Below are 22,371 nucleotides of genomic sequence, written 5' to 3' on the forward strand. Positions count from 1 at the left end.
GGCCACGGCGGCCGGCACGCAGGCGCTGCTGGCGTTGGAAGCGGTGGCGCTGGCGCGCGGCGTGTCGCCGGGCGGCGCGGCCGATCTGCTGGCGGCCACCCTGTTCCTGGACAGATTACAAGAAGGAGTAGCGCATGGAGACGCGTGACTATACATTCCCCGCCGGGCAGCCTGCATCGGGGCGCGCCCTGGCCGGCGTCGTCGGTTCGGGCGACCTGGAAGTGCTGCTGCAGCCCGCCGACGATGGCGTGACCCGCATTGTCGTCAACACCTCCGTCGATGGCAAGGGCGCCGTGTGGGACGCGCTCTTGCTGCGCGTATTCGGCGGCGAGCCGCTGCCGGCGGCGACCATCGTCATCAACGATTGCGGCGCCACGCCGGGCGTGGTGCGCATGCGCATCGAGCAAGCCTACGAAGAATTGCAAGCGGGGAGGGCGGCATGAGCACCTTACAACAGCTGCTGGAGCGCGACAGCTTCATCGAACGTGGCGCGCGCAGCCGGGCACGGGCCTTGCTCGATGCGGGCAGCATGCGCGAACTGCTCGACCCGTTCTGCGGCATCGCTTCGCCCTGGCTGCCGCGGCAGGGCGTGACGGCCCAGGCGGACGATGGCGTGGTGGTGGCCAAGGGCCTGTTCGGCGGCCAGCCGGCCGTGGTGCTGGCCATCGAAGGCGCTTATCAGGGCGGCAGCATGGGCGAAGTGGGTGGCGCGAAGATCGCCGGCGCGCTGGAACTGGCGGCGCGCGACAACCGCAACGGCGTGCCGACGCGCGCCGTGATCCTGTTCGAGACGGGCGGCGTGCGCCTGCAGGAAGCCAATCTGGGGCTGGCGGCCATTGCCGACATCCATGCCGCCATCGTCGACCTGCGCCGCTACCAGCCCGTGATCGGGATTACGGCCGGCACCGTCGGCTGCTACGGCGGCATGTCGATCGCGGCGGGCTTGTGCAGTTACCTGGTCGTCACGCGCGAGGCACGATTGGGCTTGAACGGCCCCGCCGTGATCGAGCAGGAAGCGGGCGTGGACGAATTCGACTCGCGCAACAAGCCATTTATATGGAGCCTGACGGGCGGCGAGCAGCGCTATCACAGCGGGCTGGCCGACGCGTATGTGGACGATGACACGGCGCAGATGCGCGCCACCGTGGCCGAACTGTTCGCCCGCGGCGTGCCGGCCCGGCACCGCAGCGATCAGGCAGACGCCTTTCTTGCTCGCCTGGCCGATGTCGACGCGGCCGTGCAAGCCACGCCGCAAGCCGTGCGCAGCATCTACAGCCAAGGAGACGCGACATGAACGCCATCACCGACACGAGCCGCGGCGCCATCTGGCTGGCGGCCCTGACGAACAGCACCGCACCGCTGGAAGGCTATCCGCCTTCCGTGCGCGTGGTCGACGCGCCGCTGGCGGGCGAGCCGGCGCGCTACCTTGCCGTGCTGCCCGACCCGGACAACCGTTTTACGCGCGCCCGCACGGGCGAAATCGGCCTGGTCGAGGCGTGGCAGCTGGCGCGCGCCGTGCAGCAGGTGCTTGTTGAAGATCGCGCGCTGGCCGTCAAACGCCCCATCGTCGCCGTCATCGACGTGGCCAGCCAGGCCTACGGCCGGCGCGAAGAGGCCTACGGCATCCACCAGGCGCTGGCCGGCGCGGCGGGGGCTTACGCCGAAGCGCGCCTGGCCGGCCATCCCGTCATCGGCCTGATCGTCGGCAAGGCCATGTCGGGCGCCTTCCTCGCGCACGGCTACCAGGCCAATCGCTTGATCGCGCTGGACGACCCGCAAGTGATGGTGCACGCCATGGGCAAGGCGTCGGCCGCGCGCATCACCTTGCGCACCGTGGCAGCGCTGGAAACGCTGGCGGCGACGATTCCGCCGATGGCCTACGACATCAAGAACTACGCGAGCCTGGGGCTGCTGTGGCAAACCTTGCAGGTGGCGCAGCCCGACCATCCGTCGGCGCAGGACACGGCTGCCGTCGATGCCTGCCTGCAGGCGGCGCTGGCCGATATCCGCGCCGATCCGGAAAGGGATCTTTCCAGCCGCCTGGGCGCGCCGCACCGCCAGGCGTCGGCAAACGTCAGGGAGGTGCTACGGCAGCAGTGGTAAGTGAAATAACAGAGAAGACACCAAGTCATTCCTATTCCAATAACGGAGACAATCATGATCATTTACGGAACCGCACTGCTGGCCCTGTGCCATTTGCTCGGCATCTTCCTGGGCGACCTGCTCGGGCAGCTGATGGGCGTCAAGACCAACGTGGGCGGCGTGGGCATCGCCATGCTGCTGCTGATCTGCGCCCGGCTCTACATGCAGCGCCGATCCTGGCTGCCGCAGATGACGGAGCGCGGCGTCGAATACTGGGGCGCCATGTATATTCCCGTGGTGGTGGCCATGGCGGCGCAGCAGGATGTGGTGGCGGCGCTGCGCGGCGGACCCGTGGCCGTGCTGGCCGCCATCGGTTCGGTGCTCGTCTGCGGCGCCGTCATTTCGTTCATCAATCGCACGGAAAGCCCGGCCGCCATCGCCGCCGCCGAAGCGGATTTAATGCTGGTCAAGGAGCACCGTCATGCTTGAACTCTTTGAAAAAGCCGCCATGCACAATGGCTTGGTGACGGCCTTCGCCGTTGTCGGCCTGGTCATGCTGCTGTCGGTGGCGCTGTCGAAATACCTGACCTTTGGCCGCGTGCACGGTTCGGCCATTGCCATCGTGATCGGCCTGGGGCTTGCTTACTGGGGCGGCGTGCATAGCGGCGGCCACAAGGGCCTGGCCGATTTGTCGCTGTTCGGCGGCATCGGCCTGATGGGCGGCGCCATGCTGCGCGACTTCGCCATCGTCGCCACCGCCTTCGAGGTGCAGGCGACCGAGGCGCGCAAGGCGGGCCTGATCGGCCTCGTGGCGCTGCTGCTGGGCGTGGTGCTGCCGTTTCTCGTCGGCGCCGGCGTCGCCTATGCGTTTGGTTATGCGGACGCCGTCAGCATGACCACCATCGGCGCCGGCGCCGTCACCTACATCGTCGGTCCCGTCACGGGCGCGGCCATCGGCGCCAGTTCGGACGTCATGGCCCTGAGCATCGCGGCAGGCCTCATCAAGGCCATCCTCGTGATGGTGGGCACGCCCGTCGCGGCGCGCTTCCTGCGCCTGAAAACGCCCCGTTCGGCGATGGTCTTCGGCGGCCTGGCCGGCACCGTCAGCGGCGTGTCGGCCGGCCTGGCCGCCACCGACCGCAAGCTGGTGCCGTATGGCGCGCTGGTGGCCACGTTTCACACGGGCCTGGGCTGTTTGCTGGGACCCTCGCTGCTGTTCTTTGCCGTCAAGGCGGTGGTGGCCTGATGGACGGCTGGCGCGCGCATGATTTGCTGTGGGTGTCCGGCCTGCCGGACGGCGCTCCATTGCCTGCCTGGCTGGATGGGGACTGGCTGCGGGCGGCGCCGCTGGTGGTGCGGCGCGCCAGCTGCGCGCCCGGGCGGATTCCCGTCGGCGTGCGCGGCCTGCTGCGCAGCGAGCGGCAGGCGTGCGAAGTGGAGGCCGCCGCCGTGCTGCGCCGCGTGACGCCGGAAGTGCTGGCGCGGCTGGCGTACGCGCCGCTGCCTGATTTTTCCTGCGCCGCGCTCGATGCGCTGCGGCAGGTCGCGCCCCTGCTCGACGCCACGGGCTGGGCCTGGGGCCCGACGGGCGGCGTGGGTTTTGCGCTGGCCAGCGGTTTGCCCGTGCTGCGCGCCGACAGCGATCTCGATCTCGTGCTGCGCATCGCCGCGCCGCCCGACGCCGCCCAGGCCGGGGCCCTGCGCGCCATCGCGGCGGCTGTCACGTCGGGTATCACGGCGTGCCGGCTGGACCTGCAGATCGACACGGGCCATGGCGGCTTTGCGTATGCCGAGTGGGCGGCGGGGCGGGGCCGGGTCTTGCTGAAGACGGACCAGGGTCCCGTGCTGACGTCCACCCCATGGGAGCTTGCATGAGCGTGCTGTTCACCTTTCCGGGCCAGGGCGCCCAGACTCCGGGCATGCTGCACGCGCTGCCCGACGACGCGGCGGTGGCCGATACCTTGGCCGAGGCGGCGGCCGTGCTGGGCTGCGATCCGCGGCAGCTGGACACGGCTTGCGCGCTGGCGTCGACGCGGGCCGTGCAACTGTGTCTGCTGATCTCGGGCGTGGCCATGGCGCGCTCCTTGGCGGCGCGCGGCGCGCTGCCCGACATGGTGGCCGGCTTTTCCATCGGCGAGTATGCGGCCGCCGTCGTCGCCGGCGCGCTCGATTACGGCGATGCCCTGCGCCTGGTGGCGCGGCGCGGAGAGCTGATGAAGCAGGCGTATCCCACCGGCTACGGCATGGCGGCCATCGTCGGCCTGGATCTGGTGCAATTGGAACCCTTGCTGGCCCGGGTGCATGGCGCCGCCACGCCCGTGTATATCGCCAACCTGAATGCGCCGCGCCAGATCGCCATTGCCGGCAGCGAGGCCGCCCTGCAAGCCGTGATGACCTTGGCCCTGGCGCATGGCGCCGGCAAGGCCAAGCGCCTGGCCGTCAGCGTGCCGTCGCATTGTCCGCTGCTGGAAGGCGCCGCGCGCGACATGGCGGCCGCCTTCGATGGCGTGGTTGTCCGCCGCCCATCGCTGGTGTATCTGAGCAGCAGTGCGGGGCGCGCGCTGTTCGACCCGGGCCGCCTTCGCGACAGCCTGACCGCCAACATGGCGCGGCGCGTGCAATGGGCCGCTACCGCGCGCCTGGCGTGGGAGCGCGGTGCCCGGCTGGCGCTGGAAATGCCGCCGGGCAGCGTGCTGACGCGGCTGACGGCGCCCGACTTCACGGATGGCGTGGCCGTCTGCTGCGACGGCAACCGGGGTGACAGCCTGCTGGCGCTGGTGGCCAGGGAGCGGGGCGGCACTACGCCTTAAAGCCTGGCGCTCAATCCAAGCTGGAAGCCGCGGCCCGGCAAGGGGGCGATGTATTTCAGTGGAGAGTTGTGTGGCCTGGCATCGTCATCGAGCAGGTTGCTGCCGCTGATGAACACTTCGACGCTGGCAAACGGCGAATGCGGCACCTGCAGTGTGCGGCTTACCTGGAAGTTCACCATGGTGTAGCCGTCGAGCGGCACTTCCTCGCTGACGCTCTTGCCCAGGTACTTCTGCTTGTCGTAGCGGGTGCCGGACAAGCGCGTCTTCCAGCCCTGGTTTTCCCACTGCAGATTGGCGCCGTAGCGGTTGGTGGGCATGTTGGGCAGGTATTGCCCATCGTTGTGCGCGCGCAGCTTGTCGGGATTGTCCGCCTTGTTCTTGACCAGGTCGGCAAATGCGGAGAGGTTCAGCTTGCCGTAGGCGCCGAGTTGGACGGTCTGTGAGGCATCGACCTCGAATCCCTTCACCGTGGTATCCGTCTGCTTCCAGTACTTCAGGGGCAGGCGATTCGCCATCTGCGCGCCCGAGTGGCCAAGGTACAGATAATTCGCGTATTTCATGACGTAGCCCGTCGCGGACAGCTGGAAGCCGCGATTGGCGAACAGGGCGGTAAGTTCGGTATTGCGCGCGCGCTCGGCCTTCAGGTTCTGGTTGCCTTCTTCCTGGGTCAGGATCGAATAGTGGCGGTTGCTCGCATACAGCTCATTGACGTCGGGCGCTCTTTCCGATGCCGAGTAGCGCATCTTGGCACCGAACAGCTGGCCAAGCCTGGTTGTAGCGCCCAAGCTATAGCTGTTCAGGCTGAACGACTTGTCTTCGAGCCTGGAGTTGCTCGCATTCCTCGACGTCTTGAATCCGCTCTTGCGGATGCCGTGCGCCACGTTTTCATGGCGAAAGCCGGCATCGAAGGTGGCCCAGTCGAATTCCAGGTTTTGCCTGACGAACAGGGCGCGGCTGAGCGTGCTTGCATCGGGTAAGTAAAGCTGCGGCCCGGCACCGGTGATGTCCCTGGCCTGGTAGCTCAGACCGAGCAAGCCGCTCAAAGGGCCCGCGCGCCGCTGCGCCAGCAGGAGCTCGGCTTGATTCGTGCCGAACCGGTAGTCGTTCGCCTTGGCCGTACCGAGGCGTTCTCCCGACGTATTGTTCAGGCGGGACACGCGCAATTGCACGCTTTCAAGGTAGGCAACAGGATCGCGCAGATTGGCTTCCAGCGCATATTTATCTTGCCGTATGACCACGCCGACGGGCAGCCCCTCGTCATAGTTCGCCCCGAACGACTTGTTTTCCATGGAAAAGCCCGGCACGCCATACTCGCTATTCTTGGTGTCGAGGCTGGCGGCCACGTAACCGCGATCGAAAAAGTAGGTGCTGCCGACGGCAAAATGGGAATTGCTGGCATGGCTGTTGCCCAGGGTGCCGCGGTAATCGGGGGTGACGTCCTTGCTGATCTTGTTCTGCACCGACCTTGGCGTGCCCGGCACGTAGGCGGGGTTGGCGGGATTGACATAGGTCTTGCGCTGCCAGACGGAGGTCGGCTGATTGGTATAGAAGGAAAAATCGCCGTCCGCCCAGTCCGGATTTTCCGTCATGAACTGGTCGATAAACGGCTGCGACGCCTTGTTGTACACTTGCTGGATCCGCGCTTCTTTCTGGCAACTGTCGGCCAAAAACGTATTCACGCCGCCCTTCGGGGGGAATAGCTGGCTGTTGCAGACGCCGGCCTTGCTGGTGCCGGGAATATCGTAATGCCCGATGTTCTGGAAGGACAGTTGCAGGTTGGTCGAGAAGTGTTGCCCATCGTTGAAGTTCATGCGCAAGCCTTGCGCGTTCGCATCGTTGTAGCCCTTGCGCAGGACCAGTTCCAGATCCTTCGGCTGGTCTTCCATCTTCCTGGAAATGAGGCCGGAATCGACGTCGACGCTGCCGCCGATCGCATTGCCGCCAAAACGCACGCTATCGGACGATTTGTTCACGGTGACGCTGCGCGCAAACAGCGGATCGAACGGGATGTTGATGTCGCCGCTGAGCGCATTCATGCCGAGGATGGACTGGCCGTCTTCCAGGATCTGCACGCGGCTGCCGCTGAGGCTGCGTATCACCGGTGCGCCCGCATTCGGCCCGAAGGCGCTGCTTTGCACGCCCGAGACATGTTCGAGCATGCCGCCCAGCGTCCTGTTCTGGGCTTGCACATTCTCGACGACGACCACGCTGTCGATGCTGGAAGGCTTGTCTGCGCGGACCTTGATGGTCTGCAGGGTGACGTCGTCTGCCGCATAAGCGAGCGGGGCAGTGGACAGCATGGCGGCGGCGAATACGTGATGGCGCATAGGTCTTTCTGGAAAGGGAGGTGGGGCTGGCGCCGGAAGCGGGCGCGGCGCACAGGCTTAAATGCAATTGAGTTGCAATAATAGCCGGCGCCTCATGCTATTGCAAGTAAACTGCATTTGAGGATGTGGAATGGCTGATGCACGGCAAGCGCGCAGCGCGGACAGCCGGCAGGTGCCAGCGACTGTGATGCAAAGTGCGGAGGTGCGAGGGGCGCAGGCTGATTCAGTCCGCCTGCGTCCTATGGGGCGCTACTTGAGGTGAATGTCAGCGGCTTTTCGCCTGCAGCCGGCGCGCGCGGCGCTTTCTTTCCCAGATGACGATGCCGGTCACGGACAGCATGGCCACCATGAGGCCCATGCACGACATCAAAATGCGTCCGGGCAAGCCGAGGATGCGGCCCGAGTGCAGGGGGAATTGCAGTTGCACGAAGACGTCGGCCGCCGTGCCTTCCCAGGGCTTGTGCTGGCCGATGATGCTGCCGTCCATGCCGTCGACGTAGATATTCGACAGGCCCATGCCGGCCGCGCCGAATTCGTCGGCCGGGTCGAAGAAGGAGACGTTGTAGAACGAGTAATTGCCGCCATAATAAATGCCGCCGATGGGTGCCGTGATGCCGCGCTGCACGGCCTGCTTTTTCGCAATGTCCACCGCCTGCTCGAAGCCGATCACGGGCGTGATATACGTGCCGTACGGCGCCGGCGTCTGCGTTTCATACGGGCCCGGCGTGGTGGTCGAGATGAGCGACATGACGGGATAGAACACTTCGCGGTACAGGTTCAGCGAAAACGACGTGAATGCGACAACGAGGATGACGGGCCACACCCACAGGCCGCCCGCGCGGTGCAGGTCGAAATTGAGTTTGTAGCCGCCGGCCGCCCAGCGCAGCACCCACGACGGTTTCCACCGTTGCCGCCAGCTGGCGGCGTCGCGATGGCGCGGCGCTTCGTCCGGGGTGCGCTGGCGCAGCCGGCGCGGCGTGGTCAGATAAAACGCCACCAGGCTGTCGAGCAGCCAGATCAGGGCCACGCTCCCCATCAGCCAGTAGCCCCAGCGGTCCGTGCCCCAGAAGGCGGGCACGTGCAGGCTGTAGTGCAGATGGCGCAGGAACGGCATCAGGCTGCGGCGCGACAGGGAAATGGCCGCCGAATCGCGCTTGCCCGTGATCTGCGCCGTGACGGGGTCGATGTAGACGGTGTCGTAGCCGAGCGCGAACGGCTTGTTCGTCGCAGGGTCCGTCAAGGGGCGCACCATGAAGGCGGCCGCATGGCCTTCTTCCAGGCCAAGGGTCAGGTAATTGACTTGCGCGCGCGGGTCGGCGGCCGCCACCTTGTGCGCCAGCGCAAACGGCGCTTGCAGGGGGCCGCGGCCCGGCGTGTCCATGATGTCGGCGTTGAGCCATTCGTCCAGTTCGTGGTCCCACGACGTGACGGCGCCCGTGAGTCCCGCGATGATGAGGAACAGGGCGATGCTGAGACCGGCCCAGCGGTGTATGACAGTCCAGAAAGCGCGCATGCGGTACAAACCTTCAACATGAAACCGGCTTGTTGCCGCCAGCGGGCGCCAGAACGGCGCACAGGGAAACGCCAGACACACGCCTGGCAATTTGATAATGGGAATCGTTCTCATTATCCGCCGTGACGTGGCGTTTGTCCAGCGCCAATGGTGTTGCCCAAGGTCAAATAGCGCATGTTAAGATGCTAGCAAGAAGTTAATTTACATTCCACATGGAAATATCCAAGGCTGAAGCGGCATGCGTATAAAACATCGGAACAATGTCCGCGTAAGCGAATGCAGCGCTGCGCCGCAGGCGGGCGCGGCAGCCACCATGGTATTCATGCATGGCTTTGGCTGCGACCAGACCATGTGGCGCTACCTGGAGCCGCTGTTCCGTCCCCGCTACCGCACGGTGCTGTTCGATCTGGTCGGCAGCGGCGCGTCGGACCTGGGCGCCTATGATTTTGATCGCTATGCGCGGCTCGATGCGCATGGCGCCGATTTGCGGCAAGTCGTCCATGCCGTCGGCGGCGGCCCCGTCATTTGCGTGGGGCATTCCGTCAGCGCCATGAGCGCCTTGCTGGCCAGCATCGCCGAGCCGGACCTGTTCGCCGCGCAAGTCATGCTGGCGCCGTCGCCGTGCTATGTCGACGATGCGGCGGCCGGCTACCAGGGCGGCTTCAGCCGTGCCGATATCGACGACTTGCTCGATGCCATGGACAGCAATTACCTGGGCTGGTCCGCCAGCATGGCGCCGGCCATCATGGGCGCGCCCGGCCAGCCGGCGCTGGGCGAAGACCTGGCAAGCAGCTTTTGCCGCACCGATCCCGCCATCGCCCGGCATTTTGCGCAAGCCACGTTTTTGTCCGATCACCGTGCCATTTTGCCGCACAACAGCACGCCGGCCCTGATCGTGCAATGCAGCGACGACTTCATCGCGCCGCCGCACGTGGGCGAGTATTTGCGCGCGATGCTGCCGCACAGCCGCCTGCACGTGGTCGAGAATATAGGCCATTGTCCGCACATGAGCGTGCCCGATGCCAGCTACCGCGCCATCCGCCACTTTCTCGACGGCCTGCACCTGTAATGCGGGACGCGATGCCTTCCTTGCCTGATACCAGTACCTTGTTCCAGCACGCGGCCTGCGGCTTGCTGCTGTGCACGGCCGACGGCACCATCGTGCAGGCGAATGCCACCTTTTGCGGCTGGCTCGGTTATGGCGCCGGGGAATTGCTCGGGAAAAAGAAACTGCAGGACTTGTTGACCATCGGCGGGCGCGTGTTCCACCAGACGCACTGGTTGCCGCTGATGCAGGTGCAGGGCAGCGTGTCGGAAATCCTGCTCGACATGCGCCAGCGCCATGGGCAATCCATGCCCATGCTGTTCAATGCCGTGCGGCGCGTGCACGAGGGCGTGCGTTATGACGAGATCGCCGTCTTTGTCGCCAGCGACCGCCGTAAGTACGAGCAGCAGCTGCAGCTGGCGCGCAAGGAGGCAGGCGAGCTCAATGAGCAGCTGGCCGCCGCCGACCGGCGCAAGGACGAGTTCCTGGCGACCCTGGCGCACGAGTTGCGCAATCCGCTGGCGCCGATCCGCAACGTGCTGGAAGTGCTGCGCCTGGCGCAGCTCGACGATCCGCAGCTGCGCTGGGCCCGCGACGTGCTGGGACGGCAAGTGGGGCACATGACGCACCTGGTCGACGATTTGATGGAAGTGTCGCGCATCACGCGGGGACGCCTGGAATTGCGCCGCGCCAGCGTGGAACTGGCGCCCGTGGTGGAGGCGGCCCTGCACAGCGTGGCGGAGCTGGCCGCGCGGTCCGGCCACAAGGTGCATGTGGAGCAATGGCCGCAGCCGATCTGGCTCGACGCCGACGCCACGCGCCTGGGGCAGATGATCGCCAACCTGCTGACCAATGCCGTCAAGTACACGCCCGACAATGGCGTCATCGGGCTGGAAGTGGCGTGCACGGAAAAAGAAGTACACATTGCCGTGCGCGATTCGGGCATCGGCATCGCTCCCGAACATCTGGACACCGTTTTCGACATGTTTTCGCAGCTGGAGCCGGCCCTGTCGCGCGCCCAGGGCGGCCTGGGCATCGGCCTGTCGCTGGTGCGCGGTCTGGCCGAATTGCATGGCGGCAGCATCAGCGCGCGCAGCGACGGCGTGGGGCAGGGCAGCACGTTCGAACTGCGCCTGCCGCTGCCCGCCGTGCCGCTGCAGGCGCCGCCCGAGCCCAATCGGCGCCTGCTGGCCGGCACGCGCGAAGGCAAGGTACTGGTCATCGACGACAGCGCCGACGCGGCCGAAAGCCTGGCGCTGGCGCTCGACATCCTCGGTTATGAAGTGCGCACGGCCTACGATGGCGCGGCCGGCATGGCGGCGGCGCAAACTTTTATGCCGCGCGTGATCCTGCTCGACATCGGCTTGCCGCACATGAACGGCTACGACGTGGCGCGGCTGCTGCGCAGCCAGCCCTGCGGCCGGGACGCCATCCTCGTCGCCGTCACTGGCTGGGGCCAGGACAAGGACCGCCAACTGGCATCCGATGCGGGCTTTGACTTGCACCTGACCAAGCCCGTGGATTTTTATGAGCTCGATGCGGTGCTGCAGAAGATGCTGCAGGCGGGGTGAGGATGCTATGCGCAAGTCCAATGAACGCATGGAACAACTGACAGAACTTGAAATCGCCGTTTTCCAGCTGCGCATGGGTTTCGCCATGGCGGACCGTTGCGTCGACTGGGCCGTCGAACGCTTGCGCCTGGACCAGGAAGGCGACGACCTCGAGGTCGTGCTGCTGGCCAGCGCCCGGGGTGTTGACGAGGTGCTGCCGCTGGCCGACGTGATCATCGAGCGCTACCGGGGCGCGCAGCGGCTCGATCAGCAATTTCTGGCGGGAAAATACATCGTCGAACTGCGCGCCGCCTACCTGGCGGGACGGGAAAGCGTGTCCTCGCTCGACGCCATCCTGACCCGCCTGTACCCGGCCCTCGATTACCCGGACTGGCTGGTCATGCTGAGCCGTAATTGCGAGTATGCGATCGATGTGCCCGATTTCGAACAGCCGTTCGAGCGGGAGTTTGATTACCTTGCGGGCTTGTGGGCAGAGGCCGGCGATGTTGGCGCCTTTGAACGGTTGTACGACCGCGAGGCGTCGAACCGGCATGGTGTGCCCTGCGCCTGAGCGCCGCGAGTGCCATGCAACGCAATGAAAGGAGAGCCGCCTTGTTGCCGATACCCGAAGGGGAGTTGACCGCTGAAGACTTGGAAGATTTTGCCAGCCGCTACCTAGGCAAGCTGTTTTTTGTTTTCTCCCGCATAGAATTGAATCTGACGCTCAATCTTGTGGTTATGGCTGTCACTGCCAAGATGGGAACATCGGAGGCGGTATTGTCGCACTGCCAGTTTGCTAAAAAGCTGGATTTTTTCCTGTGCTTCGTCGATATCTTGCATCAGGAACGCGCCCATTTTCTGCTGGAATGCCATGCCTGGCATGCGGCAGCGAAGTCGATCAGCCTCAAACGGAACCGTTTTGCCCATGGCCGCTGGGCCATCCTTCCGTCCACGCAGCAAGTGGTACACGTGAGCGGCTATCCAGGCGGCCATCAGGATGAAGTACGGTATGCAATCGCGGACTTGCATGCCATTGTGCTGGAGGCTGAAAAAGTTGATGCGAAATTGTCTGAGCTCATCAACAATCAGTTGTACTGATGCATGATTTGAATACATGAAGAAAATCGATATTTTTGTCTGTTCCGACGCCGAGATGCGCGCATGTGCCAGCTGGGAAGACGCCTTCGAGGCGTTTCCCGTCACCGGGATCACCTTACCGGGGGAACTGGATTTTGTATCGCTGGGGCAATTATTGACCCAGTCGGCACAACATGCTGCGCCCGTGCGGATCGACAGGCGCGACGTTTACGTATTTAATGATGCGATTGCGCAAGCAATCGGCTGGCTGGCGGATGACGACCTGCTGGCGCTTGCCGCAGCATGGACGCAGACCGCTCCATGGGCTGGGCTGGCGGTCAATTCCATCGACCTGGCTGGATTTCTCCTGGAATTGAAATCGTGCTGGCATCGATCTGCCACGCCGGACAAGGCGCTGTATGTGTGGGTTGATGTGTAACGTGCGGCGGCATTGCGGCGAATGCCTGATCGCTCGCCGCCGCAGCGTCAGGGCTGGGCGATGAGCCATAGGGAAGCGTTGCGTGCGCTGGGACTCAGCGCAGCCATGTTGCGCCATCTGGATGGCGACAGCGTTGCGCCGCCATTGGACTACCTTTGCCAGGCGCCGTACACGTGGCGTTCTTCGCCCATTGCCGGGCGCGGCATTGTGGCCTTGTGGGAATGCAGCATGGTGCTCGACTATTTCAATTCCGCCAAAGGCCGCTTCGAACGTTGCAGCCTGGAAAATATTGACGAGCCGTGGTGCAGCTATGCATCGCTGCAAGGCTTGCTGGCAGAGCTATTTCTTAATGCCTACGAGGACGAGGTGGATGACGCCGCGCTGTGCGCTTGCGCCAGCCTGTTTGGCTTTCATGCAATGCAACGCTTGCTGGCGGAAGCGGCCAATGCCGGAATGGGTTACAAGCAATGGCGTGCTGGCTTTGGTGCGAGTTGCGTGGACCACTAAGAGCCTATCCCCGTAGATGAATACATCCCCTGCTGGCGCCCCTCAGAAGCGGGAACTGCGTTGATCGTCGTTGCGTGGCTCGCCACATGTCCTCTTCACGCCTTGTCCGCGCTCCTGATGCACTGCCAGTAGAAGACGCTCTCTACGGGGATAGGCTCTAAGTGACTGGCGCGCCATGGCTGATATGCTTCACTGTCGACAGTCCTGAGCAATTGCATTGCTGCAGATAAATCGGTTTATCGCAACGTATCATTTGTGCAGTTCTTTTTTCAAGGATAGACGTGCAACACAAAACGATAGGCTTGATCGGCGGCATCGGCTGGGCTTCCACCCTGGAATACTACCGTCTGCTCAATGAAATGCTGGTGGCGCGCATCGGTCCCGCGCACAGCGCACGCGTCATGCTGGTCAGCATCGACCAGGCCGATTTTGTCGCGCACGCGTCGCAGCCCTGCACGCAGGCGATCGAGCAATTTCTCGTGGCGGAAGGGCAACGCCTGCAAGCCATGGGCGCTGACTTCTTTTTGCTGTGCGCGAATGGGGCGCACCGTTTCGCCCCGGCCATCGTGCCGCGCATCGGCTTGCCTTTCATCAGCATTGTCGAGGAAACGGCGAAGCGGGTGGGGGAGTCGGGTGTGCGCAAGGTCGGCTTGCTGGGCGTCAAGCAGACGATGGCGGGCCGCTTTTATCACGATGCGCTGGAGCAGCGGGGCATCGCGACGGTGACGCCCGATGCGGCCGACCAGGAAATCCTGCACGACATTATCTATACGGAACTGGTGCAGAATATCTTTACCGACGCCAGCCGGAAGATTTTCCTGGAGATCATCGGGAAACTGCGGCGGCAAGGCGCGCAGGGCGTGATTTTGGGCTGCACCGAAATACCGCTGCTGATCCGGCAGGGCGATGTCGACTTGCCGCTATTTAATACCACGGCCATTCATTGCGAGGCGGCGGTGGCGTTTGCCGTTGCAGACTAACGCCCGTTGAATGCATCAAGCCGGCTGCGCGCCACCCAGGTTGCGGCTGCGGTTTTCCACCAGCACGGAGATGCCGAGCACGACGATGCCGCCGCAGGCCAGCATGGCGCCCACCCAGCCCGTCGAGCGCAAGCCCATGCCCATGGCGATGGCGATGCCGCCGGCCCAGGCGCCCAGGGCGTTGGCGATGTTGAAGGCGGAATGGTTGAGGGCGGCAGCCACCGTTTGCGCGTCGCCGGCCACGTCCATCAAGCGCGTCTGCACGGCCGGGGCGACGGCGATGCCGGCGCCGATGGCGAACAGGTTGATCGCCGTCAACCAGACATTGCTGCTGGTATAAGTAAACGCGGCCAGGGCGGCCACGTTCCACAGCAGCACGCCGAAGATCGTCCACAGGCGCGAGCGGTCGGCCAGCCAGCCGCCGATCAGGTTACCCACCGTCATGCCCACGCCGATGATGGCCAGCAGGATGGAAATGACCAGGGGCGATACTTTCGTGATTTCCAGCAAGGTGGGGGTAATAAACGTGTAGACGGCGAACATGCCGCCGAAGCCGATCGCCACCATCAGCAGGGTCAGCCACACTTGCAGGCGGCGGAACACGCCCAGTTCGCGGCGCGGGCTCGAATCGCCGGCAGCGACCATGGGCACGAAGATGCGCACCATCAGCATGGTCAAGAGGCCCAGCGCGGCGACCAGCAAAAAGGCCGAGCGCCAGCCCAGGGTCTGGCCGATATACGTGGCCAGCGGCACGCCGAAGATATTTGCGACAGTGAGGCCCATCAGCACGCGGGCGACGGCCTGGCCGCGCCGGTCCGGTTCGGCCAGGGCGGCCGCCACCAGGGCTGCCACGCCGAAATACGCGCCATGCGGGATGCCGGCCACGAAGCGGGCGACGACCAGCAAACCGTAGTTGGGGGCGATGGCGCTGAGCAGGTTGCCGCCAGCGAACATCAGCATCAGGCAGATCAGCATCAGCCGGCGCGGCATGCGCGCCAGGAAAATCGTGATCAGGGGCGCGCCGATGACCACGCCCAGCGCGTAGGCGCTGATCATGTGGCTCATCTGGGGCAAGGTCGTGCCCAGGTCGTCGGCCACCACGGGCAGGATGCTCATGGAGGCGAATTCGCCCGTGCCGATGGCGAGGCCGCCGATGGCCAGGGCCAGGTCGGCATAGCCAGCGCCAAAAGGTGCGGTGACGCGCGGAATCAATGGGTCTACGGAGGCATGCATGTTCTTGTTGTTTGGGTAAAGAATGACAGGGTGGAGAGGCGCGCGGTGGCCCGGCCGGAAGTGGCAATGCGCCACCAGAGTCGACGGCTGGCCGGTATTTTTGGGCGATAAGAGCTGCCCAAAGACAACATTGTAAAAGATTCGGGCCAGCTCTGCTGGGCGACGGCTAAAATCTGCTGCACTGCACACAAGAGCGATGGCGCTTGTTGTTAACGATAACACGGAATGCCCGCGATTCCGCCACAGGGCAGGGGAAGAAAAGCCGGCTGTGGCGGAAATGGTCTTCGTGGCTTGCTACTTGGCCAATGATTGCTGCAGCGCATATTCGCCGGCCGAGCGCGGGAGCAGGCCAGCTGTGTGGCCATGCCAGCGCAAAAAGACGTATAAATAAGGCAATCATCTGTCGGGGGGGGGGGGGGATTGCCATGTTCGATCTGGAAGTGCCGGTGTGGGAACTGGTGGTGCGCGCCGTCATCGTTTACCTTGCCTTGCTGCTGATGGTGCGCATGACGGGCAAGCGGACGGTGGGGCAATTCACGCCGTTCGACTTGCTGGTGGTCATGTTACTGAGCGAAGCTGTATCGAATTCCTTGTCCGGTGGCGACGATTCCGTTCCCGCCGGCCTGGTGCTGGCCTTGACCCTGATCTGCCTCAACATGCTGATCGCGTGGGTCACCTCGCGCAGCCGCAAGCTTGCCGAGCTGGTCGATGGGACGCCTGTGCTGCTGGGCCGGGATGGCGTGATTTTCGATGATGTCGTCAAGAAATGCAGGGTGGCGGGCGGCGATGTCGAGCAGGCACTGCGCGAGGCCGATTGTCCCTTGCCGGACATGAAATGCGCGTTCCTGGAAGCGGACGGCAAGATCACCATCCTGCAAAAATAACCCGATGGCCAGGCACGCCTAGATTTTCTTGCTGCGCTTTAAGTGCAGGGGCAGCAGCCACCACATGCCGACGATCAGCGTGCCCATCAGGACGCTGGCGACAATGCCGGGCATGTGGCCGAAGACTTCCGACATCACCAGATTGGTGCCCAGAATAAACGCCAGCGCCAGCGAAAAGGCGCCGCACAGCATGATGCGGTCGGCCACGCGCTTGAAGCGTTCGCGGTCTTGCAAGGGGCGCATCACGCGGTGCTGGATGGCTGGCGCGCTGAGCAGCACCAGGCTGGTCATGGACAGGAAAAACGTCAGCAGGAAGATGATCTTTTCCGTCTGCACGATCTTCGCGAAGCCGCCATTGAAGGGAAGGATGATGAGAAAGGCCGTCAGCATCTGTGCGCCCGGCAAGAGGATGCGCAATTCGCTGAGCAGGTCGGACAGGTCGCCTTCGTCGCTTAGCTGGTCATCGTCTTGCTGCTGTCGCGCGTGTGGCATGGGGTGGTCCTTGTGGTAGTGATGGGACCAGTCTACGCGCAGGCGCCCGCGCCGACTGTGGGCGCGCGCACCTTCAGAAGCATTGCGCGATGTGTTGGCGCAAGCGCCACAGTGGTGTCGAGACGATGGCCGTGGCGCTGTGCGAGGCGTCATGGCCGCAATGGCCGCAGCTGTGGCGGCGGTGCGGCGCCAGCGCGAAGCTGCCCAGGTCCAGGTGCGGATGGCCGCAGCGGGCGCAGTCGCTGCAGTCCAGCGGCGTGCCTGCCTGCAAGGCGGCGGCGTAGGCTTGCGCGGCGGGCGGCGTGAGGTTCAGCTGGACGATGTCGGGCGGGAACAGGCCGGGCAGGGCGCGGCAATCGATGGCCAGCGCGGCCGCGTCGCGCGCCAGCACGCTGCCGCCGTCATTGGCCAGGGCGCGCAGTTGTAGCAAGCCATCGGGGGCCAGGCGCAAGGTGGTGGCGTGAAAGCGGCCGGGGTCGAACAGTTCCGGATACAGCACATAGCCCATGGGGCTGGCGTGCAGGCGGCAACGCATGTGCCCCATCGCCTGCCAGTCGGCCAGGTCCGCCTGCGTGCCCCAGTAGCACTGGTGCGTGCGGCACCAGTGGCGCGCCGCGCCATTGCGAAATTTTCCGGTCGGCAGCAGTTCGCACAGCACGATGGCATCGCAGCCCGCGCCGGCGCGAAAGTGCCCCGTGATGTGCTGCGTGGTGACGGCAAGGTGGCCCGTGCTCGCTTGCAGGGGCCAGCAAATGCCGGGCAGGGTCAGCGTCGTGGGCAAGCGCGCCTCCGCGCGGCGACCGGCTCGCCAGCCGCCATGGCGTAAAAAAGCCCGCCGGCTGGTGCGGGCTGTGCTGACGGGAATGCCTGCGGCATGGCCCGGTTTATTCTTCCGTATCGGCCAGGGTGACGATGGCGCGCGCCCACTTCGAGTATTTCAGGTTCGCCAGATCGCGCACGGTCTTGATATTGAACGCCTGCTTCAGCAGTTCCGCATCCTTCTCGCTCACGCCTTGCAGCGCATCGACGGGCGCATCGGCGATTTCCTTGAACGTCTTTTTTTCGTAGGCTTTGTCTACCGCTTTATTGATGTTCATGTGTTGATACTCCTCATTAAATGGGAAAATTAATTCTACACGCTTTTGTGAAGCGTCAATTTACGCTTGCAAGTTGTGCCGAACTAAATATGATGGAGGTGGGCCAGGCTGCTGCCGAGCTTGTTTCTGTTGCGTTTGTTGAATTGCAAATATAGCATCTGAATTATATATAGTATAATTGTTGTGCGTGTCGGTGACTATGCGCCGGCCTTACCGGACGCCGCTGTAAGCGGCACTAATTGACAGCGTTCAGGAGAATACGATGAGTTTGCTAGATCAACTTGCAGGACAGGCGATGAGCGCTTTGGGCAACAAGGGTGCGGACGGCGAAGCCTCGTCGGGACTGATGGCCAGCGTGATGGACCTGGTCAACCAGCATGGCGGCTTGCCCGGCCTGCTGCAGAAATTCCAGGAAAGCGGCCTGGGCGACCAAGTGGCCAGCTGGATCGGCACCGGCGCCAATGCGCCTGTTTCCGGCGACCAGATCAAGGATGCGCTGGGGAGCGACACGATCACCCAGATCGCTGAAAAAGCCGGTGTCGCGCCAGACGCGGCCTCGGGCGGCCTGGCCGCCTTGCTGCCCCAGCTGATCGACAAGCTGACGCCGAACGGTCAAGTACCTGAAGGCAATGACCTCGTCAGCCAAGGCTTGAATATGCTCAAGGGTAAGATCTTCGGTTGACCAGCCGATGCCGCAACAAAAAACCTCGCGGCGCCGCGAGGTTTTTTTTGCCCAAGTTTTTTGTGTGCAAACCGCTAACGGCTGAAAAACGCCTGTGGCCAGGCGCCGCCCCGAACGTACGGCGAGGGGCAGGCAACAACGCCACAGGCGTTTTTCAGGCGGCGGCCATCATGCCGAAGTGGGGCGGCGCGCCGGTCAGCCTGGCCGTACTCCCCTCGACCAGATAGGAACAATAGCGGCGCCGCTCGGCGCTGCCGCCGCGCCGCTCCATCAGCTCGCCCAGCATGGCGACGGCGTCGGTGGCCATCTTTTGCACGGGCTGGCGCAGGGTGGTGATGTCGTAGCTGAGCCAGCCCGATGCTTCCAGCGCGTCGAAGCCGGCCACGGACATCTGCAGCGGCACCTGGATGCCCATCTGGTGGCGTGCCGTGTCCAGGCAGCCGATGGCCATGATGTCGTTGCCGCAAATGACGGCGTCCGGCACGCGTCCCAGGCGGTCGATGACCTTGCGCAAGCCATGGCCGCCGCTGGCGTAATCGTAGTTGCCGCTGACGACGATGGGCGCGGGCAAGCCCAGCGTGAACAGCCGGTCCAGCACGCCGGCCTTGCGCTCCTGCGCGACGGCCGAGTCGCCGGGGCCGTCGATGACGGCGAACTGGCGGTGGCCCGCCTCGGCCAGGCGCGAGACGAGCAGGCGTGCCGCTTCGCCCTGGTCGCACAGCACGGCATGCACGGCGTGTTCGCGCGGGCTGCGGTTGAACAGCACCAGCGGCACGTCGCGCCGGCCGAATTCGGCCATCTGCTCGTCCGACAGGCAGGCGGCCACGACGGCGCCATCCACCTGGTATTGCCACACATCGCTCAAGACCTTGCCGATGTCCGCTTCGCGCTCCAGGGTAAACAACAAGAGCCGTTTGCCCTGGCGGGCGATTTGCTGGCTCAGGTCGGACAATACTTGCGGATAGTACAGATTGGCCAGGTTGGAAATGATGACTGCCACCAGATTCGAGCGCCGCGTGATCAGGCTGCGCGCGGCCGCGTTGGGGATGTAGTCGAGGCTGATGGCCGCCTGCATGACCTTGGCGTGGGTGGCGGGCGAGACGCTGGCGCCCGGCTTGAAGCAGCGCGACACGGCCGATTGCGACACACCGGCCAGCAGGGCCACGTCATACGAGGTCACGCGCCGTCCGGCGCCGGATACGGGGCGGGCGGCCATGCCGGGGTTCCGGGCGACAGTATTCTTTTTTCGCATATTGGTCTGGCAAGCAGCCTGTCTCAAAATATTCCTGCAGGCCCGGCCGCTTGTGGCGGCCTGGGCGGGAAAAATGAGCATAGCGAAAATATTTCCATGTGGCAAGACTGTTTTCTTATTCATGTTGCAAAGAATTTGATTGAATGGCAAGTGGTATGCATGCCCTTCCATGGTCATGGTCGCAGGGGCCGCTGCCATACAGGCTGAGGCGTCCCGGCGGGTCCCGGCATCAATTTTCCAACAGTGGCTTTTGCGCGCGGCCCGTACTGAATGTAAAGCAAGCTTGGGATGTACACCGGCTTGAACGGGTTTTTCTGGTGCAATGGCCTGCCTTCTGATAAGATAACGCCCCTTTATTCAGGGAAGGGTCGACATGGCCAATGCTTGCGGCGTCGATTTCGGCACGTCAAATTCCACGGTAGGCTGGGCGCGTCCCGGGCAGAGCACCATGCTTGGCCTGGAAGATGGCAAGACGACCTTACCGTCCGTTGTCTTCTTCAATGCGGAAGACGAGGAAGTCAGTTTTGGCCGCGCGGCGCTGGCCGGCTATCTGGCCGGTTACGAGGGGCGTTTGATGCGCTCGCTGAAAAGCTTGCTGGGCACGAGCCTCATCGATGGCCAGACGGAAGTGGGCGGCCGCGCGCTGCCGTTCCGCATGTTGCTGGCGCAATTCATCGGCGAGGTGAAACGCCGTGCCGAGCAGTCCGCCGGCCGCGAATTCTCGTCCGCCGTGTTCGGCCGTCCCGTCTTCTTTATCGACGACAATGCGCAAGCCGACCAGCTGGCGCAGGATACCCTGGCCGAAGTGGCCCGCTCCGTCGGCTTCAAGGACGTCGCCTTCCAGTTCGAGCCGATTGCCGCCGCCTTCGACTATGAGTCGCAGATAGCCAAGGAAGAGCTGGTGCTGATCGCCGACATCGGCGGCGGTACCTCCGATTTTTCGCTGGTGCGCCTGTCGCCGGAGCGGGCGAAAAAAACGGAGCGCCGCGACGACATCCTCGCCACCGGCGGCGTGCACATCGGCGGCACGGACTTTGATAAATACCTGAGCCTGTCTTCCGTCATGCCTCTGCTCGGCTATGGCAGCCGCCTGCACAACAATAGCGAAGTGCCGTCCAGCTATTATTTCAACCTGGCGACCTGGCACACGATCAACCTGGCCTACACGAAGAAGATCTGGGTGCAGCTGGCCGACGTGTGCCGCGATGCGCGTGAGCAAGACAAAGTGAAACGGCTGCAAACGCTGATCGATGAGCGCGCCGGCCACTGGCTGGCCATGAAAGTGGAAGAGGGCAAGATTGCCCTGTCCGACGCGGCCGAAGTGCAGCTGGAGCTGGACCGTTTGTCGCCCGCGCAAAGCCTGCTGCTGAAACGCGCGCAATTCGACGACGCCATCGGCCACCTGTGCGGCTCCGTGGAAGAAACCGTGCTGCGGCTGCTGCGCGACGCGGGCGTGGCGCCGCAAGACGTCGACACTGTGTTCTTCACGGGCGGCTCCAGCGGCGTGCGCTTGTTGCGCGAAAAGATCGCCGCCCTGGTGCCGGCCGCGCGCAAGGTCGAGGGCGATCTGTTCGGCAGCATCGGTGCCGGTCTGGCGCTAGACGCCGTGCGCAAGTTCGGCTAAGCTGGCCCACCGCAGCATCGCAGAAAGAGCCTTATTCCATGAACGTGTTTGACAAACCGATCGTCATGATCGACTTCGAGACGACCGGCTTGTCGCCCGACATGGGTGACCGCATCACGGAAGTGGCGGCGCTGCGCATCGAGGGCGGACGTATCACCGACCGCTATGTGACCTTGATCAACTGCAATGCGCGCATTCCCTCGTTCATCACGGGCTTGACGGGCATCACGCAGGCCATGGTGGACAAGGCGCCGCCCGTGGCCGAGGTGGTGCCGCGATTGCTGGATTTTATCGGCAGCGACGCCTTGTCGGCGCACAATGCCAGCTTCGATGAAAAATTCCTGCGCGCCGAAAGCGCCAGGCTGAACCTGACGCCCGCGCACCAGTCGCTCGTGTGTTCCTTGAAACTGTCGCGCCGCGTATTTCCCGGCATGGCCAGCTACAAGCTGGGCTTGCTGTCGAGCCAGCTGGGCATCGCCTTCAAGAGCGCCGCCCACAGGGCCGAGTCCGATGCGGAAGTGGCGGCGCAAGTGCTGATCCATATCGGCCGCCACTTGCGCAGCAGCTACGGCATCGCCGATGTCGATGCCGACCTGCTGGTGTCGCTGAACAAGCTGGCCGCCGCCAAGGTGCCGCAATTCCTGCAGAAGCATCCATCGCGCCGCTGAGCGTCTTAGCCTATCTAAGCAGGCTCATCAAAATGATATAATTTTGTTATTTCCTTTGAGCCTGCTCAAGTCCTTCCCCCGCATCGAATTTACAATTTAAGCAACACAC

The 22,371-nt window shown here is 64.0% G+C and carries 26 protein-coding genes; 19 read left to right on the forward strand and 7 right to left on the reverse strand.

The window, feature by feature from the left end; translation table 11 throughout:
• The 8 genes from CBW66_RS28830 to mdcH form a co-directional block, all read left to right on the forward strand.
• A partial coding sequence (locus CBW66_RS28830) for a triphosphoribosyl-dephospho-CoA synthase (RefSeq protein WP_172403004.1) occupies positions 1–148 on the forward strand: 148 nt, incomplete at its 5' end.
• Positions 135–443 (forward strand): malonate decarboxylase subunit delta, encoded by a 309-nt coding sequence (locus CBW66_RS27140; protein ID WP_086138093.1) that lies wholly within the window; start codon positions 135–137, stop codon positions 441–443. The genes CBW66_RS28830 and CBW66_RS27140, both read left to right, overlap by 14 nt.
• Positions 440–1,294 (forward strand): biotin-independent malonate decarboxylase subunit beta, encoded by an 855-nt coding sequence (locus CBW66_RS27145; RefSeq protein WP_086138092.1) that lies wholly within the window; start codon positions 440–442, stop codon positions 1,292–1,294. The genes CBW66_RS27140 and CBW66_RS27145 overlap by 4 nt, the downstream gene beginning before the upstream one ends.
• A complete protein-coding gene (gene mdcE, locus CBW66_RS27150) occupies positions 1,291–2,103 on the forward strand; it encodes a biotin-independent malonate decarboxylase subunit gamma (protein ID WP_086138091.1) in 813 nt (270 codons plus the stop codon). The genes CBW66_RS27145 and mdcE overlap by 4 nt, the downstream gene beginning before the upstream one ends.
• Before the next feature lie 54 nt (positions 2,104–2,157).
• Positions 2,158–2,571, forward strand: a complete 414-nt coding sequence (gene madL / locus CBW66_RS27155) for a malonate transporter subunit MadL (protein WP_086138090.1) — start codon at positions 2,158–2,160, stop codon at positions 2,569–2,571.
• The gene (madM, locus tag CBW66_RS27160; RefSeq protein ID WP_086138089.1) at positions 2,564–3,328 is read left to right on the forward strand and encodes a malonate transporter subunit MadM; all 765 of its coding nucleotides are present in this window, start codon (positions 2,564–2,566) and stop codon (positions 3,326–3,328) included. Before madL ends, madM begins: the two co-directional genes overlap by 8 nt.
• Positions 3,328–3,957 (forward strand): malonate decarboxylase holo-ACP synthase, encoded by a 630-nt coding sequence (locus CBW66_RS27165; protein WP_086138088.1) that lies wholly within the window; start codon positions 3,328–3,330, stop codon positions 3,955–3,957. The genes madM and CBW66_RS27165 overlap by 1 nt, the downstream gene beginning before the upstream one ends.
• Positions 3,954–4,892 carry a malonate decarboxylase subunit epsilon gene (mdcH, locus tag CBW66_RS27170; protein ID WP_086138087.1) on the forward strand — a complete coding sequence of 313 codons (939 nt, stop codon included), beginning with the start codon at positions 3,954–3,956 and terminating at the stop codon, positions 4,890–4,892. Before CBW66_RS27165 ends, mdcH begins: the two co-directional genes overlap by 4 nt.
• On the opposite strand, the gene CBW66_RS27175 is transcribed toward mdcH, so the two are convergent.
• Both CBW66_RS27175 and CBW66_RS27180 read right to left on the reverse strand, forming a co-directional pair.
• Positions 4,889–7,219 carry a TonB-dependent receptor gene (locus CBW66_RS27175; protein WP_086138086.1) on the reverse strand — a complete coding sequence of 777 codons (2,331 nt, stop codon included), beginning with the start codon at positions 7,217–7,219 and terminating at the stop codon, positions 4,889–4,891. The genes mdcH and CBW66_RS27175 overlap by 4 nt on opposite strands.
• A 265-nt stretch (positions 7,220–7,484) precedes the next feature.
• Complete coding sequence (locus tag CBW66_RS27180; protein WP_086138108.1) at positions 7,485–8,732, reverse strand: PepSY domain-containing protein; 1,248 nt, start codon at positions 8,730–8,732, stop codon at positions 7,485–7,487.
• Positions 8,733–8,970: 238 nt separating this feature from the next.
• Here CBW66_RS27180 and CBW66_RS27185 point away from each other — a divergent pair, with 238 nt between their 5' ends.
• The 7 genes from CBW66_RS27185 (at position 8,971) to CBW66_RS27215 (ending at position 14,330) form a co-directional block, all read left to right on the forward strand.
• On the forward strand, positions 8,971–9,801 hold the full coding sequence (locus CBW66_RS27185) for an alpha/beta fold hydrolase (protein WP_086138085.1): 831 nt from the start codon (positions 8,971–8,973) through the stop codon (positions 9,799–9,801).
• An 11-nt stretch (positions 9,802–9,812) separates the two neighbouring features.
• Positions 9,813–11,348 (forward strand): ATP-binding protein, encoded by a 1,536-nt coding sequence (locus CBW66_RS27190; protein ID WP_086138107.1) that lies wholly within the window; start codon positions 9,813–9,815, stop codon positions 11,346–11,348.
• Between the two features lie 28 nt (positions 11,349–11,376).
• Positions 11,377–11,898, forward strand: coding sequence for a hypothetical protein (locus CBW66_RS27195; RefSeq protein WP_139841641.1), 522 nt, complete (start codon positions 11,377–11,379; stop codon positions 11,896–11,898).
• A gap of 14 nt (positions 11,899–11,912) precedes the next feature.
• Positions 11,913–12,425: a hypothetical protein gene (locus tag CBW66_RS27200; protein WP_139841640.1), complete on the forward strand. Its 513-nt coding sequence runs from the start codon at positions 11,913–11,915 to the stop codon at positions 12,423–12,425.
• Between the two features lie 16 nt (positions 12,426–12,441).
• Positions 12,442–12,843 (forward strand): hypothetical protein, encoded by a 402-nt coding sequence (locus CBW66_RS27205; RefSeq protein ID WP_086138082.1) that lies wholly within the window; start codon positions 12,442–12,444, stop codon positions 12,841–12,843.
• Positions 12,844–12,864: 21 nt separating this feature from the next.
• Positions 12,865–13,350: a hypothetical protein gene (locus tag CBW66_RS27210; protein WP_139841639.1), complete on the forward strand. Its 486-nt coding sequence runs from the start codon at positions 12,865–12,867 to the stop codon at positions 13,348–13,350.
• A gap of 281 nt (positions 13,351–13,631) precedes the next feature.
• Positions 13,632–14,330, forward strand: coding sequence for an aspartate/glutamate racemase family protein (locus CBW66_RS27215; protein WP_170932876.1), 699 nt, complete (start codon positions 13,632–13,634; stop codon positions 14,328–14,330).
• 15 nt (positions 14,331–14,345) lie between these two features.
• On the opposite strand, the gene CBW66_RS27220 is transcribed toward CBW66_RS27215, so the two are convergent.
• Positions 14,346–15,563, reverse strand: coding sequence for an MFS transporter (locus CBW66_RS27220; RefSeq protein WP_086138079.1), 1,218 nt, complete (start codon positions 15,561–15,563; stop codon positions 14,346–14,348).
• A gap of 425 nt (positions 15,564–15,988) precedes the next feature.
• On the opposite strand from CBW66_RS27220, the gene CBW66_RS27225 reads away from it, so the two are divergent.
• A complete protein-coding gene (locus tag CBW66_RS27225) occupies positions 15,989–16,447 on the forward strand; it encodes a DUF421 domain-containing protein (protein ID WP_086138078.1) in 459 nt (152 codons plus the stop codon).
• An 18-nt stretch (positions 16,448–16,465) separates the two neighbouring features.
• On the opposite strand, the gene CBW66_RS27230 is transcribed toward CBW66_RS27225, so the two are convergent.
• From CBW66_RS27230 to CBW66_RS27240, 3 genes are all read right to left on the reverse strand, one after another.
• Positions 16,466–16,939 (reverse strand): DUF6328 family protein, encoded by a 474-nt coding sequence (locus CBW66_RS27230; RefSeq protein WP_086138077.1) that lies wholly within the window; start codon positions 16,937–16,939, stop codon positions 16,466–16,468.
• A 73-nt stretch (positions 16,940–17,012) separates the two neighbouring features.
• The gene (locus CBW66_RS27235; RefSeq protein WP_086138076.1) at positions 17,013–17,720 is read right to left on the reverse strand and encodes a hypothetical protein; all 708 of its coding nucleotides are present in this window, start codon (positions 17,718–17,720) and stop codon (positions 17,013–17,015) included.
• 103 nt (positions 17,721–17,823) lie between these two features.
• On the reverse strand, positions 17,824–18,036 hold the full coding sequence (locus tag CBW66_RS27240; RefSeq protein WP_034751103.1) for a hypothetical protein: 213 nt from the start codon (positions 18,034–18,036) through the stop codon (positions 17,824–17,826).
• Positions 18,037–18,298: 262 nt separating this feature from the next.
• Between CBW66_RS27240 and CBW66_RS27245 the strand changes: the two genes are divergently transcribed.
• Positions 18,299–18,718, forward strand: coding sequence for a YidB family protein (locus tag CBW66_RS27245; protein ID WP_086138075.1), 420 nt, complete (start codon positions 18,299–18,301; stop codon positions 18,716–18,718).
• Between the two features lie 154 nt (positions 18,719–18,872).
• On the opposite strand, the gene CBW66_RS27250 is transcribed toward CBW66_RS27245, so the two are convergent.
• A complete protein-coding gene (locus CBW66_RS27250) occupies positions 18,873–19,934 on the reverse strand; it encodes a LacI family DNA-binding transcriptional regulator (RefSeq protein ID WP_230492357.1) in 1,062 nt (353 codons plus the stop codon).
• Positions 19,935–20,343: 409 nt separating this feature from the next.
• Here CBW66_RS27250 and CBW66_RS27255 point away from each other — a divergent pair, with 409 nt between their 5' ends.
• Together CBW66_RS27255 and CBW66_RS27260 are read left to right on the forward strand one after the other, a co-directional pair.
• The gene (locus CBW66_RS27255) at positions 20,344–21,594 is read left to right on the forward strand and encodes an Hsp70 family protein (RefSeq protein WP_086138073.1); all 1,251 of its coding nucleotides are present in this window, start codon (positions 20,344–20,346) and stop codon (positions 21,592–21,594) included.
• A 38-nt stretch (positions 21,595–21,632) separates the two neighbouring features.
• Entirely contained in the window at positions 21,633–22,262 is a 630-nt protein-coding gene (locus tag CBW66_RS27260) for a PolC-type DNA polymerase III (protein ID WP_170932875.1), read from the forward strand.
• The last annotated feature ends 109 nt before the right edge of the window (positions 22,263–22,371 follow it).

This window comes from Janthinobacterium sp. GW456P (assembly GCF_002127655.1).
Classification (GTDB): Bacteria; Pseudomonadota; Gammaproteobacteria; order Burkholderiales; family Burkholderiaceae_D; genus Janthinobacterium.

Excerpts from the sequence above, each read along its gene's own strand:
- mdcH (WP_086138087.1), top strand. The coding sequence starts at position 3,954 with ATGAGCGTGCTGTTCACCTTTCCGGGCCAGGGCGCCCAGACTCCGGGC.
- CBW66_RS27145 (WP_086138092.1), top strand. The coding sequence starts at position 440 with ATGAGCACCTTACAACAGCTGCTGGAGCGCGACAGCTTCATCGAACGT.
- CBW66_RS27260 (WP_170932875.1), top strand. The coding sequence starts at position 21,633 with ATGAACGTGTTTGACAAACCGATCGTCATGATCGACTTCGAGACGACC.
- CBW66_RS27220 (WP_086138079.1), bottom strand. The coding sequence starts at position 15,563 with ATGCATGCCTCCGTAGACCCATTGATTCCGCGCGTCACCGCACCTTTT.
- mdcE (WP_086138091.1), top strand. The coding sequence starts at position 1,291 with ATGAACGCCATCACCGACACGAGCCGCGGCGCCATCTGGCTGGCGGCC.
- madL (WP_086138090.1), top strand. The coding sequence starts at position 2,158 with ATGATCATTTACGGAACCGCACTGCTGGCCCTGTGCCATTTGCTCGGC.
- CBW66_RS27195 (WP_139841641.1), top strand. The coding sequence starts at position 11,377 with ATGGAACAACTGACAGAACTTGAAATCGCCGTTTTCCAGCTGCGCATG.
- madM (WP_086138089.1), top strand. The coding sequence starts at position 2,564 with ATGCTTGAACTCTTTGAAAAAGCCGCCATGCACAATGGCTTGGTGACG.
- CBW66_RS27205 (WP_086138082.1), top strand. The coding sequence starts at position 12,442 with ATGAAGAAAATCGATATTTTTGTCTGTTCCGACGCCGAGATGCGCGCA.
- CBW66_RS27250 (WP_230492357.1), bottom strand. The coding sequence starts at position 19,934 with ATGGCCGCCCGCCCCGTATCCGGCGCCGGACGGCGCGTGACCTCGTAT.
- CBW66_RS27240 (WP_034751103.1), bottom strand. The coding sequence starts at position 18,036 with ATGAACATCAATAAAGCGGTAGACAAAGCCTACGAAAAAAAGACGTTC.
- CBW66_RS27185 (WP_086138085.1), top strand. The coding sequence starts at position 8,971 with ATGCGTATAAAACATCGGAACAATGTCCGCGTAAGCGAATGCAGCGCT.
- CBW66_RS27165 (WP_086138088.1), top strand. The coding sequence starts at position 3,328 with ATGGACGGCTGGCGCGCGCATGATTTGCTGTGGGTGTCCGGCCTGCCG.
- CBW66_RS27190 (WP_086138107.1), top strand. The coding sequence starts at position 9,813 with ATGCCTTCCTTGCCTGATACCAGTACCTTGTTCCAGCACGCGGCCTGC.
- CBW66_RS27210 (WP_139841639.1), top strand. The coding sequence starts at position 12,865 with ATGCCTGATCGCTCGCCGCCGCAGCGTCAGGGCTGGGCGATGAGCCAT.
- CBW66_RS27140 (WP_086138093.1), top strand. The coding sequence starts at position 135 with ATGGAGACGCGTGACTATACATTCCCCGCCGGGCAGCCTGCATCGGGG.
- CBW66_RS27230 (WP_086138077.1), bottom strand. The coding sequence starts at position 16,939 with ATGCCACACGCGCGACAGCAGCAAGACGATGACCAGCTAAGCGACGAA.
- CBW66_RS27200 (WP_139841640.1), top strand. The coding sequence starts at position 11,913 with ATGCAACGCAATGAAAGGAGAGCCGCCTTGTTGCCGATACCCGAAGGG.
- CBW66_RS27175 (WP_086138086.1), bottom strand. The coding sequence starts at position 7,219 with ATGCGCCATCACGTATTCGCCGCCGCCATGCTGTCCACTGCCCCGCTC.
- CBW66_RS27225 (WP_086138078.1), top strand. The coding sequence starts at position 15,989 with ATGTTCGATCTGGAAGTGCCGGTGTGGGAACTGGTGGTGCGCGCCGTC.
- CBW66_RS27255 (WP_086138073.1), top strand. The coding sequence starts at position 20,344 with ATGGCCAATGCTTGCGGCGTCGATTTCGGCACGTCAAATTCCACGGTA.
- CBW66_RS27245 (WP_086138075.1), top strand. The coding sequence starts at position 18,299 with ATGAGTTTGCTAGATCAACTTGCAGGACAGGCGATGAGCGCTTTGGGC.
- CBW66_RS27180 (WP_086138108.1), bottom strand. The coding sequence starts at position 8,732 with ATGCGCGCTTTCTGGACTGTCATACACCGCTGGGCCGGTCTCAGCATC.